The organism is Bradyrhizobium sp. CCBAU 65884 (genome assembly GCF_028128835.1).
GTDB classification, from domain to species: domain Bacteria; phylum Pseudomonadota; class Alphaproteobacteria; order Rhizobiales; family Xanthobacteraceae; genus Bradyrhizobium; species Bradyrhizobium ottawaense.
In genome coordinates, this window is sequence record NZ_LBJU01000125.1 from 34,748 (window position 1) to 49,434 (window position 14,687).

Annotated in this window: 15 protein-coding genes; 5 read left to right on the forward strand and 10 right to left on the reverse strand. The window is 64.4% G+C overall.

Annotated elements, in window-relative coordinates; translation table 11 throughout:
* Nucleotides 1-33 precede the first annotated feature (33 nt).
* Together XI03_RS26125 and XI03_RS26130 are read right to left on the reverse strand one after the other, a co-directional pair.
* Entirely contained in the window at nt 34-1,122 is a 1,089-nt protein-coding gene (locus tag XI03_RS26125; protein ID WP_028140641.1) for a Zn-dependent alcohol dehydrogenase, read from the reverse strand.
* 45 nt (nt 1,123-1,167) lie between these two features.
* A complete protein-coding gene (locus tag XI03_RS26130) occupies nt 1,168-2,952 on the reverse strand; it encodes an acyl-CoA dehydrogenase family protein (protein ID WP_271593691.1) in 1,785 nt (594 codons plus the stop codon).
* A gap of 233 nt (nt 2,953-3,185) precedes the next feature.
* Here XI03_RS26130 and XI03_RS26135 point away from each other — a divergent pair, with 233 nt between their 5' ends.
* On the forward strand, nt 3,186-3,887 hold the full coding sequence (locus XI03_RS26135; RefSeq protein ID WP_271593692.1) for an SDR family oxidoreductase: 702 nt from the start codon (nt 3,186-3,188) through the stop codon (nt 3,885-3,887).
* A gap of 156 nt (nt 3,888-4,043) precedes the next feature.
* Nucleotides 4,044-4,874, forward strand: a complete 831-nt coding sequence (locus XI03_RS26140) for an enoyl-CoA hydratase (protein WP_271593693.1) — start codon at nt 4,044-4,046, stop codon at nt 4,872-4,874.
* 229 nt (nt 4,875-5,103) lie between these two features.
* Here the strand turns inward: XI03_RS26140 and XI03_RS26145 are convergent, their stop codons facing one another.
* Nucleotides 5,104-5,727 carry a GNAT family N-acetyltransferase gene (locus XI03_RS26145; protein ID WP_212475101.1) on the reverse strand — a complete coding sequence of 208 codons (624 nt, stop codon included), beginning with the start codon at nt 5,725-5,727 and terminating at the stop codon, nt 5,104-5,106.
* Nucleotides 5,728-5,795: 68 nt separating this feature from the next.
* Nucleotides 5,796-5,999, reverse strand: a complete 204-nt coding sequence (locus XI03_RS26150) for a DUF1127 domain-containing protein (RefSeq protein ID WP_028140646.1) — start codon at nt 5,997-5,999, stop codon at nt 5,796-5,798.
* Nucleotides 6,000-6,109: 110 nt separating this feature from the next.
* Between XI03_RS26150 and XI03_RS26155 the strand changes: the two genes are divergently transcribed.
* Nucleotides 6,110-7,009, forward strand: coding sequence for a transcriptional regulator GcvA (locus XI03_RS26155; RefSeq protein WP_028140647.1), 900 nt, complete (start codon nt 6,110-6,112; stop codon nt 7,007-7,009).
* A gap of 142 nt (nt 7,010-7,151) precedes the next feature.
* Nucleotides 7,152-8,483 (forward strand): MFS transporter, encoded by a 1,332-nt coding sequence (locus XI03_RS26160; RefSeq protein ID WP_271593694.1) that lies wholly within the window; start codon nt 7,152-7,154, stop codon nt 8,481-8,483.
* Between the two features lie 115 nt (nt 8,484-8,598).
* On the opposite strand, the gene XI03_RS26165 is transcribed toward XI03_RS26160, so the two are convergent.
* The 3 genes from XI03_RS26165 to XI03_RS26175 are packed head-to-tail and all read right to left on the reverse strand — an operon-like array spanning nt 8,599 to nt 11,205.
* Nucleotides 8,599-9,012 (reverse strand): Rieske (2Fe-2S) protein, encoded by a 414-nt coding sequence (locus XI03_RS26165; RefSeq protein WP_271593695.1) that lies wholly within the window; start codon nt 9,010-9,012, stop codon nt 8,599-8,601.
* Nucleotides 9,012-10,121, reverse strand: coding sequence for an amidohydrolase family protein (locus XI03_RS26170; protein WP_028140650.1), 1,110 nt, complete (start codon nt 10,119-10,121; stop codon nt 9,012-9,014). Before XI03_RS26170 ends, XI03_RS26165 begins: the two co-directional genes overlap by 1 nt.
* 25 nt (nt 10,122-10,146) lie before the next feature.
* Nucleotides 10,147-11,205, reverse strand: coding sequence for an amidohydrolase family protein (locus XI03_RS26175; protein WP_271593696.1), 1,059 nt, complete (start codon nt 11,203-11,205; stop codon nt 10,147-10,149).
* 144 nt (nt 11,206-11,349) lie between these two features.
* Between XI03_RS26175 and XI03_RS26180 the strand changes: the two genes are divergently transcribed.
* Nucleotides 11,350-11,832, forward strand: coding sequence for a CinA family protein (locus tag XI03_RS26180; RefSeq protein WP_271593697.1), 483 nt, complete (start codon nt 11,350-11,352; stop codon nt 11,830-11,832).
* A 161-nt stretch (nt 11,833-11,993) separates the two neighbouring features.
* Here the strand turns inward: XI03_RS26180 and XI03_RS26185 are convergent, their stop codons facing one another.
* From XI03_RS26185 to XI03_RS26195, 3 genes are all read right to left on the reverse strand, one after another.
* Nucleotides 11,994-12,269: a DUF1488 family protein gene (locus tag XI03_RS26185; RefSeq protein WP_020508771.1), complete on the reverse strand. Its 276-nt coding sequence runs from the start codon at nt 12,267-12,269 to the stop codon at nt 11,994-11,996.
* 133 nt (nt 12,270-12,402) lie between these two features.
* Nucleotides 12,403-13,017 carry a tetratricopeptide repeat protein gene (locus tag XI03_RS26190; protein WP_271593698.1) on the reverse strand — a complete coding sequence of 205 codons (615 nt, stop codon included), beginning with the start codon at nt 13,015-13,017 and terminating at the stop codon, nt 12,403-12,405.
* A gap of 120 nt (nt 13,018-13,137) precedes the next feature.
* Nucleotides 13,138-14,607 (reverse strand): AMP nucleosidase, encoded by a 1,470-nt coding sequence (locus XI03_RS26195; RefSeq protein ID WP_271593699.1) that lies wholly within the window; start codon nt 14,605-14,607, stop codon nt 13,138-13,140.
* Nucleotides 14,608-14,687: the final 80 nt, after the last annotated feature.

Consider the following 14,687-nt stretch of genomic DNA (forward strand, 5'->3'; position numbering starts at 1 on the left):
TTCAATTTTCGGGCGGCGCCGGCGTCGGTTGTGCTAGCTGTCGAACACGATCACGCTGCGCAGCGTCTTGCCGGCTTTCATGTTGGCAAAGCCCTCGTTGATCTCGGACAGCTTCAATTTCGCCGAGATCCAGTCCTCCAGATGCAGCCGTCCGCGCAGGTAGAAGTCAACCAGGCGCGGCATGTCGACGCGAAAATGGTTCGAGCCCATCGAGGAGCCCTGGATCCGGCGCTCGCGCAGGAAATCGAAACCGTGCAGCTCGATCTTCTGGCCGAACGGGATCATGCCGACGATGGTGGCGGTGCCGCCGGAGGCGAGCATGCCGAATGCCTGCTCGGCGGTCTCCTTGCGGCCGAGCACCTCGAAGGAATGATGCACGCCGCCATTGGTGAGATCGCGCACCTGCTTCACGACGTCGCCGTCGGCGGGGTTGATGATGTCGGTCGCACCCAGCTTGGTCGCGAGCTGGAGTTTTGCCGGATTGGTGTCGATGGCGATGATGCGGCCGGCGCCCGCGATCTGCGCGCCGTTGATCGCGGCCATGCCGACACCGCCGCAGCCGATCACGGCCACGGTCTCGCCCGCCGTCACCTTCGCGGTATTCACCACCGCACCATAGCCGGTGATGACGCCGCAGCCGATCAGCGCGGCTAGATCGAGCGGCATTTCTTTCCGGATTTTGACGATCGCGTTCTCGTGCACCAGCATCTGTTCGGCAAAGGACGACAGATTGAGGAACTGGTGCAGCTTCTCAGGCTTGGACCACTGCATCCGGTTCGAGGCGCCCGGCAGCAACTTCACGGTGGTGTCGGTGCAGAGCACCGTGCGGCCCGTGGTGCAGTTGTCGCAGGTGCCGCAGAACACCGACAGGCAGGTGACGACGTGGTCACCCGGCTTGACGTAAGTGACATCGGAGCCGACCTGCTCGACCACGCCGGCGGACTCGTGGCCGAGCACCGCGGGCAGCGGATGCGGATAGAGCCCTTCCATGAAATGCAGGTCGGAGTGACAGAGCCCGGCGACCGTGGTGCGGATCAGGACTTCGCGCGGGCCCGGCTTCGGCAGGCTGACGTCCTCGATGACGAGCGGCTGGTTGACTTCATAGAGGACGGCGGCCTTCATCGAGCACTCCCTGTCGCGTTTCTTGGTTTGATCGTGGCGTGCAGCCTACGCTGCCAGAACCAGTTCGCCAACCTCGCTCATGCCGGCTGAGCTGTCGCCAAGCAGCAGCGCGGCGATCCTGGCCTGCGCGGCATTTTCCGTGAGCCGGAACGGATCGCTCGGTGCCACCCGATGGTCGATCACCAGCCGCGACAACAGCAGCCGGCGCGCATCGCCGCGCATCTCGTGGATGCGATGTGCCTCCCAGGCGAGAGCGACGGCGCTGGCGACATGATAGAGCAGGCTCGTCGCACGACGCGCATCGGCCTCGTTCTCGGATGTCGCCGCAACCTCGCGCGCAAAACCCACGGCACGATCGACGAAGCCGCGCAGCTTGTCGCGCCAAGCCTGGGGCACGGATGCACTGTCGTCGAGCCGGGCATGCAGATCGGCTGCCAGCGCAGATTCCGCGCCGTGGCGGCCGACTGCGCGCCTGAGCGCATCGATCGCGACGATGTTGCCGGTGCCTTCCCAGACCGACCCGAGATGCGCGTCGCGCAGCAGGCGAGGCGTCGCGAATTCCTCGATATAGCCGATGCCGCCGCGCATCTCGAGCGCATCGCCGCAGACCTTTCGCGCATCGCGCGTGGCGCGGAATTTCAGCGTCGGGGTGAGGATGCGCAGCAGCGCAGCCGCATCCTGGCTGCCGGCCTCGGCACGGTCGAGCGCATCTGCCGTGAGGAAGCTCATCGACAGCGCCTGCTCGACCGGCAGCATGATCTTCAGCATCTGGCGCCGGCCGAGCGGCAGGTCGATGATGCGCTGGCCGAACACGACGCGGTTTGTCGCGACCGTCATCGCATCATGATAGGCGCGGCGCATCAGCGCGGTGGATTTGACGCCGTTGGAGAGCCGCGACGAATTCACCATCTCGGCCATTTGCACGAAGCCGCGGTCGAGCTTGCCGACCGCGTAGGCGATGGCGCCTTCGAGCTTGATCTCGCCGGAGGCCATCGAGCGGGTGCCGAGCTTGTCCTTGAGACGCACGATCCGGTAGTGGTTCTGCGCGCCGTCGTCGAGGAAGCGCGGCATCAGGAACAGGCCGACGCCGCGCGTGCCGGGGCCAGCGCCCTCGGGGCGCGCCAACAGCATCACGACCTCAGCGTCGGCATTCGAGCAGAACCATTTTTCGCCGTAGAGACGCCAATGATCGCCTTCCTGCACGGCGCGCGTGGTCAGCGTGCCGACGTCGGAGCCCCCCTCCTTCTCGGTCATGAACTGGCCGCCCTGCGTCAGCTTGCCCATGTCGGTCTGGGTCAGACCGTCCAGATATTTCGCCTTCAGCGCCTCATCGCCGAAATTCGCCAGCAGCTTGGCGCAGCCGTCGGTGACGTTGATCGGGCACCCCATGCCGAATTCGGTCTGGTTGAACAGGAAGGTGAAGGCGTGCTTGGCGACGACAGGATATTTGTCCGGCCAGCCCATGATGCCCTTGCGGATCGAGAGCGCATGGATGCCGAACTCGCCGAACGCCGCGTTCTCCAGTTCGCGATAAGCCGGGTGATATTCGATCCACTGCACGTCGCGGCCGAACTTGTCGCGCTGGTGCAGCACCGGCGTATGACGGTCGGCGAGCCGCGCGCAGTCGTCGAGCCGGCCTCCGGCGAGTTCGCCGAGGCGATCGAGATGCGGCTCGATATGACGGAACAGATTTTCCGGCAGATGGATACGCAGCAGGTCGGTCAGCGCGGGATCGGCGCGGTAGAAATTCATGCCCGTGGTGTCGGGCGCCAGCAGGCCGGACTGCTCGGCCGCGACATTCCTTGGCTGCGCTGGGGCCGGCTTATGCATGATCGTCCTCTTCGTTTCGGCAACCTGCGGACATTCCGCGCCACTTTAGCGCTTGCCGCTTGGGATGATGTCGATCATGCTCCAGTCGCGGGGTGCGATAAAGCCGCAAATCGTCAGGGAGGCATGATCACCGTGAAGGAGCAATTCGCTCTGCGGAATTGTGATCGCGCCGGCTGGCTGTTCGCAAAAGCCATGCATAGATCAGGAGCTTCCTGCTTCCGAGAGACCACACCATGGAACATCCGAAATACAAGATCGCCCTTATCGTCGGCGCCGGCGAAGGCCTGAGCGCTTCGCTGGCGCGCTTGCTGGCTGCGCAAGGCATTCGCGTCGCGCTCGCCGCGCGCAAGATCGAGAAGCTGGGCGCGCTCTGCAGCGAGACCGGCGCCAAGGCCTATGCCTGCAACGCGACCGAGCCCGACGAGGTGGAGCGCCTGTTCGGCCTCGTCGAGCGCGAGATCGGCACGCCCGACCTCGTCGTCTACAACGCCAGCGGCCGCACCCGCGGGCCGTTCGTCGATCTCGTTCCGGCCGATGTGGCGCAGGCGATCGCGATCAGCGCCTATGGCGGCTTCCTGGTGGCGCAGCAGGCGGCAAAACGCATGCTGCCGAACAAGCACGGCGCGATCCTGTTCACCGGCGCCTCGGCCAGCGTCAAGGGATATGCGCAGTCGGCTTCCTTCGCGATGGGCAAGTTCGCGCTGCGCGGCCTCGCGCAGAGCCTGGCGCGCGAATTGTCGCCGCAAGGCATTCATGTCGCGCATTTCGTGATCGACGGCGGCATCCGCAGCGCGGCGCGGACGGAAGCCGAGGACAAGCCGGATTCGATGCTCGATCCCGACGCGATCGCGCAGAGCTATTGGAACGTGTTGCAGCAGCCGCGCAGCGCCTGGAGCTGGGAGCTCGAGCTGCGGCCCTGGGTGGAGAAGTTTTGAGGCCTGACTGCCGTAGGGTGGGTTAGCCGAAGGCGTAACCCACCTCTTTATTCACCGCGTGTCTGAAAAGAGGTGGTTACGCTGAGCGGTCTGCGCTAGGCGCAGTCCGCTCAGCTAACCCACCCTACGAGAGCCAAACAAGAACAGGGAGGATCAATGACCACCGAAACCGTCATCGACACCGGCACCAATGAACTCCTCTGCGTCATCCGCGACCGCGTCGCGGTGATCACGCTGAACCGGCCGGAGGCGCGTAATTCGCTGTCGGACACGCTGACGCCGGCGCTGCGCACGATGATCCGGACCTGCGGCGAGAATCCCGATGTCGGCGCGCTCTTGCTCACCGGCGCCGGCGAAGCGTTCTGCGCCGGCGGCAACGTCAAGGGCATGGGTGCGCATCGCGACCCGAAGAAGCTCGAAATGTCGTTCGACGACAAGGTCGCCGATCTGCAGGAACGGCAACGGCTGCTCACCGGCGCGCTCGTGTCGGTGCGCAAGCCGACCATCGCCGCCCTCCCCGGCCCCGCGGTCGGCGCCGGGCTTGCCATCGCGATGGCCTGCGACATCCGCATCGCCGCGCAATCGGCCTTCGTCGCCACCGGCTATGCCCGCATCGCGCTCTCCGGCGATTACGGCATCGCCTGGCTGCTCACCCGTCTCGTCGGCACCGCGCGAGCCCGCGAGCTGATGTTCACCGGCGACCGCGTCGATGCGGTGCGGGCCGAAGCGATCGGCCTCGTCAACCGCGTCGTGCCCGATGACAGGCTGCAAGCCGAAGCCTTCGCGCTGGCCAAGTCGCTCGCCGAAGGCCCGCGCCTGGCGCTGCGCTACATGAAGGACAATCTCGACGAAGCCGTGCTGTTCGATTTCGAAACCGCGCGCGACCATGAGGCCGAACGGCTGGTGCGCCTGACCACGACCGCGGATCACAAGGAGGCCGTGCAGGCCTTCATCGAAAAGCGCAAGGCGGTGTTCACGGGAAAATAGGCACTCGCTTTGCAACAGGCGGTCGAGGCGGGTAACCGGCTGTCATTCCGGGGCGATGCGCAGCATCGAGCCCGGAATCCATCTGGCCGCAAGACACGTCGTGAAATGGATTCCGGGTTCGCGCTACGCGCGCCCCGGAATGACGATGTGGAGAGAGTCTTCGCCCGGACCGCAACCGGGCAAAAAAAAGCCCGGCCCTGGTTCACCCAGAGCCGGGCTTGCAGTGGTGTCAAACCGAGGCTGAGGGGCTTTCGGCCTGACGGGAAAGGGCGGCGAGGCGCCAGCTTGCGCAGGGAATGTCTTTCGGCGCGATCGCGATCTCCTTGTCGAAGCGCACCAGCTTCCAGTCGTCGGGATGATTGACGAAGGCGAAACCGGATTTACGCGCGAGCGAGACCATGGTCTCGTTGGAGCGCAGCGTGTCGCCGAACATGTGCTCGGCGCCGAGCGCAGCCGCGCGGCATTCGAGATTCTTCATCAGCGCGGTGGCGATGCCGTGGCCCTGCCAGCGGTCATGGACCGACAGGCCGAATTCGAGCGTCGCGGTTTCGGCGTGCAGTGCATAGCGCGCCTCGGCGACGATGGTGTCGAAGCCGTCGACCATCATGGTCGCAACCACGGAGAAACGTTCGCGCTCGCCGACCTGAAGGAAGTCATGCAGCAGCCCTTTCGGCAGCTCACTGATGGCGCCGAAGAAGCGGTTGTAGCGGGAGCGGGTCGAGAGCGAACGGAAATAGTGCTGCAGCTCGTCGGTGTCGCGCGGCTCGACAAAACGGACGTTGAGCGCCGTGGCATCGCGGGTGCGCAGCGTGTCCGAATATTGCTTGAGGTCTTCGAGGCGGAGAGTGCTCATGATACGAGCCCTTCACAAAAGGGACCGCCGGCGCCCCCACAGTCAGGCGGCGCCGGCCTGGCGGCCAATCAGGCCCGCCAGAAGGGTTTGTCAGCCTCGTAGGCAATGTCGGTCCAGGACAGTCCGACGTCCTGAAGATCACGCGCGGTCCATTGGGTGAGCTCGCGCCTGTTGCGATAGCGCTCGTGCCAGACGTGAAGGGTCTCGCCGATCTGCTGGATCAAGCCGGGCGCATGATGATTTGTCATCGAATTGTGGGTCAAGGTAGACATTTTAAGCTCCTGGAGCTAACTTGACCGCTAATATCGGCTTCCTAGTGCAGTGCGACAAACGACAATTTGTACCTTTTCGCATGAAATAACGTCATGTATCCTGCTGCCAAATGACTGCCAGATTGCCGTCCCTGAACGGATTGCGGGCGTTCGAAGCCGCCGCGCGCCATCTCAGCTTCACGCTGGCGGCAAGCGAGCTGAACGTGACGCAGACCGCGATCAGCCATCAGATCCGCAGGCTCGAGGAGGAGCTCGGCATCCGCCTGTTCATCCGGCAGAACCGTGCGCTGGCTCTGACCCCGGAGGCGCGGGACTATCTGCCGGGCGTCCGCGCTGCCTTCAACGACCTCCGGCTTGCGACCGACCGGTTGCTGCGCAAGGACGACGACAAGGTGCTGACGGTCTCGACGCTGGCCTCGCTCGCCGCAAAATGGCTGTTGCCGCGGCTGACGGATTTCCAGGAGCAGCATCCCGGCATCGACGTTCGTATCACCACCTCGACCAGCTTCGTCGACTTCCAGCGCGACAATGTCGATGCCGCGATCCGCTACGGCCGCGGCCAGTGGCCGGGCCTGCGCGCCGACTGGCTGATGGCGGATGAGCTGTTTCCGGTGTGCAGTCCGTCGCTATTGCGTGGCGACAAGCCACTGCGCCGGCCCGAAGATCTGGGAAACCATCCGCTGCTGCACACCTCGAGCGCCAACAGCGACGATTGGCGGCTTTGGCTGACCGCGGCGGGCCTGCCGGCCGACATTGCGAGGCACCCCGGCATCACCTTCGACATGATCTTCATGACCATCCAGGCCGCGATCGACGGCATCGGCGTGGCGATGGGACGGACCTCCTACGTCCAGGACGACATCGCCAAGGGCCGCCTCGTGGTGCCCTTCAAGATCGCGCTGCCGGCCGACGCCGGCTTCTACCTGGTCGCGCCCGAGGGGCGCCGCGAAGCGCCGAAGCTGACCGCATTCCGCCAATGGATGCTCGCTGCGACGCAAAATAAAGCCTGAAAAATCATCAGCTTCCTCCCAAAAACGGATTGACTCGGCCCGCCTTGCGCGGGAAGAGGCGTGGCAGATTGTCGCAGTCTCTGTCGCCTTGCCGTGGGATGATTTCCCGGTCCGGCCAGACCTTTCCAAGGGGAGCAACGCCATGGCTGGACCAGCCGCATCGACCAATCCACCCGCGATCAAATCGCGCATCGGCGCCATCCTGCGCGCCACGTCAGGCAATTTTCTCGAACAGTTCGACTTCTTCCTGTTCGGCTTCTATGCGGCCGCGATCGGCAAGGCGTTCTTTCCCTCCTCTGATGAGACCGCATCGCTGCTCAACACCTTCGGCGTGTTCTGGCTCGGCGCCTTGATGCGGCCAGTCGGCGCGATCGTGCTAGGGGCTTACATCGACCGCATCGGCCGCCGCCAGGGCCTGATCGTCACCCTCGCCATCATGGCCTTCGGCACCGTCGTCATCGCATTCTGCCCGAGCTATGCGACCATCGGCATCGCCGCGCCCATCATCGTGCTGGTCGGACGTTTGCTGCAGGGCTTCTCCGCCGGCGTCGAGCTCGGCGGCGTGTCGGTCTATCTCTCGGAGATCTCCACGCCCGGCAATCGCGGCTTCTACACCTCGTTCCAGTCGTCGAGCCAGCAGGTCGCGATCTTCGTCGCCTCGATCCTCGGTTACATCCTCTCGGAGGTGATGCCGGCCGACACCGTCGCCGACTGGGGCTGGCGCATTCCCTTCTTCGTCGGCTGCCTGATCATTCCCCTGATCTTTGTCCTGCGGCGGACGCTGGAGGAGACGCCGGCCTTCCTCGCCATGAAGAAGCATCCGACGGCCAGCGAGGTGTTCGCCTCCGCGCTCGCCAACTGGCGCATCGTCATCCTCGGCATGATGATCGCGATCCTGACCACGACCACGTTCTACTTCGTCACCGTGTACACGCCGACCTTCGGCAAGACGGTGCTGAAGCTGTCGACGCAGGACGCGCTGCTGGTCACGCTGCTCGTCGCTGTCACCAACTTCTTCTGGAACCCGGTCGGCGGCGCGCTCTCCGACCGCATCGGCCGCAAGCCTGTGCTGCTCACCATCGCCGGCCTGTCACTCGTCACCGCCTACCCGGCACTGCACTGGCTGGTGGCGGCGCCGAGCTTCGGCAAGCTGCTCGCGGTCGAGATGATGTTCTCGTTCTATTTCGGCGTCTACAGCGGCACTATGCTCGGCGCGCTGGTCGAGATCGTGCCGGCGGATGTGCGCACCACCTGCTTCTCGCTCGCCTTCGCGCTCGCCGCCGCCCTGTTCGGCACCTTCACGCCGTTCGCCTCGACCCTGCTGATCGAGCATACCGGCGACAAGGCCTCGCCCGGCTTCTGGCTGATGCTCGCTGCGCTGCTTGGAATCATCGCGGCCTCGACGGTGTATCGCGGCGGCGGCAAGGCGGTGCCGACATATGATGCGGTGCCGGAGCCGGTTGCGGGGCACTAACCGTCATTCCGGGGCGCCTCGAAGAGGCGAGCCCGGAATCCATTTCGCTCAGCATTCCCGTCGCACGATGGATTCCGGGCTCAGCCCTTCGGGCTGCCCCGGAATGACCAACTGGCTACAGCTCCACCACCACGTAATCGCTCTCGACGCTCACCGGGATCGTCTCCGCGACATACGGCCCCTTCACGACGCTCGCACCCGGCTCGACATGGGCCGGGTAGGCCTTCACGCGGAAGCGGCGGGGATCGCAATAGGACTGACCGGTGCGGATGTCGAACTCCCAGCCGTGCCAGGGGCAGCGGATGATCTCGCCGAGTTTTGTATACTCGATCTCGCCGGGCTCCTTCGACTGCGCGAGACCGATCAGCGGGCCCTCGCACAGCGCCGCGCCCTGATGCGGGCAACGGTTCATCAGACCGAAATATTCACCCTTGATGTTGAAGACCGCGATCGGCCGCCCGTCGATCTCCAGAAATTTTCGCGTCCCCGGCGGCAGTTCGTCGACCGGCGCGATCACATGCCGCGCCATCAACCAATCCCGTACAGCGCGCGCGCATTGCCGAGGTAGAACGCCTCGCGATTGGCCTCGCTGACACCCGCCGGCAACACGCGCGACGGCTCGTCGTAATCCCAATGCGGATAGTCGGTCGCAAACAACAGGCGATCCCAGCCGATCCAGTTGATGACGTCGAACAGATCCTCGCGGCTTTCAGGATCCTCCATCGGCTGCGTCGTCCACCACACCTGCTCGCGAATATACTCCGACGGCGGCCGCTTCACATGCGGCACCTCGCTGCGCAGGCGCTGCCAGGTCTTGTCGAGCCGCCAGGCCAGCGACGGCGCCCAGCCGAAGCCGGCCTCGATCATCACCATCTTCAGTTTCGGGAAGCGCTCGAACACGCCTTCCAAAACAAGACTCGCTAGCGCCGATTGCTGGCATTGCGAGTGACCCACCATCTCCTCGATGTAATAGGACGGCCAGCCCGACGGCGTGATCGGATTGCCGCCGAAGCCGAAGGCGTGGACGCCGACGGGAAGGCCGGCTTCCTCCGCGGCCTGGTAGATCGGCCAGTAACGGCGCTGGCCGAGCGGCTCGACATTGCGGCTGAGCAGCAGCACCTGCACGAAGTTCTTGTCGCCGGCGCGCTCGCGGATTTCGGCGGCGGCCGACAGCCCGTCCTCATTGCCGACGACGATCGAGGCTTTCAGCCGCTTGTCCTTGCTGGTCCATTTGTCGATCTGCCAGTCGTTGATCGCCGAACACAAAGCGGCCGAGAGTTCGTGATTGCGGATGCCCTGCCCGGTGTTGAGCGGATTGAGCACACCCAGCTGCACGTTGTTGGGATCGAGCAGTTGCTTCTGCATGAAGGACAGCGAGGAGCCCTGCGGGCCGCCTTCAGGCGGATAGGCATCGCGGCGCGAGGCGTTGGGCTGGGCCTTCGGATAGGGCGGGCCTTCCATCATGCCCTGATAGGCATGGACGCCGTAGACTTCGAGATGATGCTGCCAGCGTTTGGCGAGATAGGGATAAAGCTCGGTGCGGGTGGCGCGTGCCGGATGGATGTCGCAGTCCGCGATCGCGGTTTTGACGGTCAGTGGGGAAGCGGCTTCTTGGCTCTCGCGGAATTGGATATTCATCGCCTTGCCTCCTTTGGCAGCGGGCTCACGTCAGGCGGGGATAGGTCGCATGTGGATTTTCGATCATGATCTTGCGCACGAGATCGGGGGTGAGACCTTCGGGCAGCGCGTCCTGGCCCTCGAACTGCCAGTGCGGATAGTCCGTGGAGAATAGGACCAATTCGTCGGACTGCATATGATCAAACAGGCGAATTAATGTCGCCTCGTCTGGCGGCGCATCAAATGGCTGTAAGGAGAAGCGGATGTTGCTGCGCACAATATCCAGCGGCGCGCGATCAACCCACGGCGTCTCCATCCGCACCCCGCGCCAGAACTTGTGCAGGCGCCAGAGATAGGGAGAGATCCAGGAGACGCCGGATTCCAGCATCACCATTTTCAGGCGCGGATATTTGGCGAACACGCCCTCGACGATCAGGCTGGTGAGCTGGGTCTGGAACGCCTGGGCCTGCCCGACATAGTCCTCGATGTGATAGGAACCCCATCCCACTGCGGTCGGCGGATTGTGATAGGCGGAACCCGCGTGAATGCCGACCGGGAGTTCCAGCCGTTCCGCGGCTTCATAGATCGGCCACAGCGCGCGCTTGCCGAGCGGCGTGTCGCCCATCACAAGCATCAGGACCTGGACGAAGCGCTTATCGTGCGCGCAGCGCTCGATTTCTGCCACGGCCTTCTCGACGCTTTGCGTCGGGATCACGATCGAGCCGCGCAGCCTCTTGTCGCGATCGAGCCACTCCTTCACCAGCCAGTCGTTCAGCGCGCGGCAGAAGGCGGCCTGCAAATCTTCCGAAAACACCATCTGCACGCCGTAGAGCGGATTGCAGATGGCGTAGCTGAGCTGAAACGGATCGAGCACATGGCGCTGCATGTCGTCGAGGCTCTCGCCCGGCTTGCCGCTCTCGGGGCGCCAGTCGGGCCGCGCCGTAATCGGCGAACTCGGCGGATAGGATTGCGGGATGAGGTCGACCATGCCGCGCGTCGTCACCTGATCGCGCCAATAGTCGTTCAGGTGGGGCAGCAGGCTGGTCAGATGCGGCACGGCCGGATGCACGTCGCAATCCACCCCGCCGGCGATCAGGGACGCCATGACGTCTCCCTTCTCACGTTTCCTCGCATGTCTCTTCTTGTACCCGCCATTCAAGCAGGCCTGCCCGTCGCCCGCAACTCAGCCAAGCGTCCTGTCATATGCTAGGAAGGCCGAGCTCGGTTGCGAAGAGATAAGGGGTTAGGGATGAAAGAGCTCGTCGGCATTGCGGAACAGGTCGCAGCGAAGCTGATCGCGCGCAAACAGACCATCGCCGTGGCAGAATCCTCAACCGGCGGCCTGATCGCGGCCAGCCTGCTCGCGGTGCCCGGCGCGTCCGCCTATTTCCTCGGCGGCGCGGTGGTCTACACCCGCGATGCCAGGCGCGTGCTGATGGATATTTCGGACGAAGGAATGAAGGGCTTTCGTTCCTCGTCGCAGCCCTACGCGCAGCTGCTGGCCGAGCAGATGCGAACGCGCTTCAACAGCGACTGGGGCCTGTCCGAGACCGGAGCAGCCGGCCCAACCGGCAACCGCTACGGCGACGCCGCCGGCCATAGCTGCATGGCGGTTGCGGGTCCTGTGTCAGAGGTGATGACGCTGGAGACCGGCAGCAACGACCGGTTCGGCAACATGCAAATGTTTGCTGCGACGGCGCTGAAGCTGTTGTTGAGGAAGCTGGAGGGGTGAGCTACTTCTCGAATGAGTGGGGGTAGTCTCGCCGCAAATACCGCTGTCATGCCCCACGAAAGCGGGGGCATCCAGTACGCCGCGGCCTATCGATTCAATCACAACTGTCTCGCAGTACTGCATCGCCCGCGAAGCGGGCGATGACGCCGGATTATGTGGCATCACCGCCCCAGATGCCTCATGAAGATCCGGACCACATATCCCTGGAATCGCGGTGCTTCGTCGTAGAGATCTGACGCGATCCGCTCGATGGTCTCACGCAACGACAGGAACTGCGCCTGCCGCGCGCTGCTTTCGGTCCCCTGCATGCCCGCGAGTTCGTCCATCGCGGCGTCGCTGATCTGGCACTGCACGACCTCGTCGCCGCTCAGCATGGTGAAGCGAAAGGCCAGCCGTTCGAGGTCATGGCCAATGATCTTGTCGCGCGTCAGCGGCATCCAATTGTCCCGTCGCGCCCCCGAACGGGACAATGCTGAAAATCTGACGCCTTGTCACTATCCGCGCCGAAGGACGTGGCGGTCATCCGACGCCCATCAGCAGCGCGGCCGACGAACCGGCTGCTCTCCAGCTTCAGTAGACGAGCGCCGTGCCGGTCGGCCTGTCGAGCGCCGCGGCCAGCGACCGATACTCCTCACAACCGGTCCCGCAGATGGAGGCAATCCGGCTCAAATGATAGAGCGCCTGCTCGCGATTACCCCGCTCGAGCTGCCACAGCCCGTAATATTGCCACGTCAGCACGTGGTTCGGATCCGCCTTCAATGCGCGCTCATACCAGACCTGCGACTGCTCGTAGTCGCCGAGCTTGCGATAGGAGTAGCCGATGAGGTTGGCGACGTTCGGATGGTCGTCATGGCCGAGCGACTTCAATTGCGCGATCGCGGCCGCATAGTCGTTGCGCTCGTAGATCGTGTCATAGGCCACGCGGTAGCCCGCCGCGAATGCGGGATCGCCGATGCCGGACTGATTGTTCGGCTTCTTGCCTTTCTGGGTTGCCTTGGCGCCCGGACGCTTCGGATAGGTCGGCTGCGGTTTCTGATCCGAATAGGCGCCGGCGTACGGATCCGTGGAGCTGGCGCTGCCCCCGCCTCCTCCACCCCCGCCTCCGCCCGCGGCAAAGGCCGGCGAGCACAATAGGGCTGCCGCGAACGTACCCAACACGACGCGCCTGATCATCGCTGCGATCATGTCTGCCTCCTCAGTGTTTCAAGCGGCCCCGGACCAATTGATAACCCTGCCTCGGCGGCAATATTCCAGGACGCTGCGCTCACGGAGGCGTCAGCATGCGTACGACAGTTCCGGTGTCCTTTACTGGAAGGCCACCTCGGCAAAGCTGCGCAGCTTTCGCGAATGCAGGCGCTCCGATTCCTGCTGCTTGAGCCGTTCCAGCGCCTTCAGGCCGATCTCGAGATGCTGGCCGACGCGGCGGCGATAGAATTCGCTGGCCATGCCCGCGAGCTTGATCTCGCCGTGCAGCGGCTTGTCGGAGACGCACAGCAGCGTGCCGTAGGGAACGCGGAAGCGATAGCCGTTGGCGGCGATCGCGGCCGATTCCATGTCGAGCGCGACCGCGCGCGACTGCGACATACGCCGGATCACCTCAGGCCCGGAGATCTCCCAATTGCGGTTGTCGACGCTCGCGACGGTTCCAGTGCGCATCAGGCGCTTGAGCTCGAAACCTTCGAGCCCCGTGACGTCCTCGACCGCCTCCTCGAGCGCGACCTGCATCTCGGCCAGCGCGGGGATCGGGACCCACAATGGCAGCTCGCGATCGAGCACGTGGTCTTCGCGCACATAGCCGTGCGCGAGCACGTAATCGCCGAGGCGCTGCGTGTTGCGCAGGCCCGCGCAATGGCCGAGCATCAGCCAGGCATGCGGGCGCAGCACCGCGACATGGTCGGTGACGTTGCGCGCGTTGGACGGACCGGTACCGATGTTGATCAGCGTGATGCCGCGATAGCCTGATGCGACCAGGTGGAAGGCCGGCATCTGCGGCATGCGCGCCGGCGCAACGCCGCTGATTGCGCCGGCGCTGCGCGTGATGACGTTGCCCGGCGCGACGAAGGCGTCAAGGCCAGCCTCACTCGACTGGAGCCGCTGCTGACAGAGCTGCGCGAAGGCGTCGACATAGAACTGGTAGTTGGTGAAAATGACAAAATTCTGGAAATGCTCGGGGTCGGTGCCGGTGTAGTGATAGAGCCGGCGCAGCGAGTAATCGACACGGGCGGCGCGGAACAGCGACAGCGGCTCGGGTGCGCCCGGCTGAAGCTCGAAGGTGCCGTCGGCAATCGAATCGTCCATGGTGGCGAGATCGGGCACGTCGAACGCGTCGCGCAGCGATCGCGCGACAGAGGAGTTCTCGCTCGTCGTGATCGCAGCTTCGATGTTGATGTCGCGGCGATAGGCGAAGTGGATCGGGATCGGCTCGGCAGACTCGCCGATCTCGACGGGCACGCCGTGATTCTGGATCAAGAGGCCGATCTGCTCGATAAGGTAGCTCCGGAACAGATCCGGACGCGTCACGCTGGTTTCATGGACGCCGGGCCCGGCGACGAAGCCGTAGGCGAGACGGGAATCCAGCCGCGCATGCGTCGCGGTGGTGAGGCGGACGAAGGGATAATAGGCTCGCACCCGCGTCGTGATCGCTTCGCCGCCGACATAGGCCTCGAACCGGTCGCGCAGAAATTTTGTGTTGCGCTCGTAGATTTCTTCGAGCCGCGCGGCCGCGAGTGTGGCGTCGGAGAAGGATTCGGTGGCGATGGAGGATGGGGATTGCATGGTCGACCGCCGAGTTGATGGGCTTGAGTCGAACTATAGCAAAGAAGTCAGTGCCGTAGGGTGGGCAAAGCGGAGCGTGC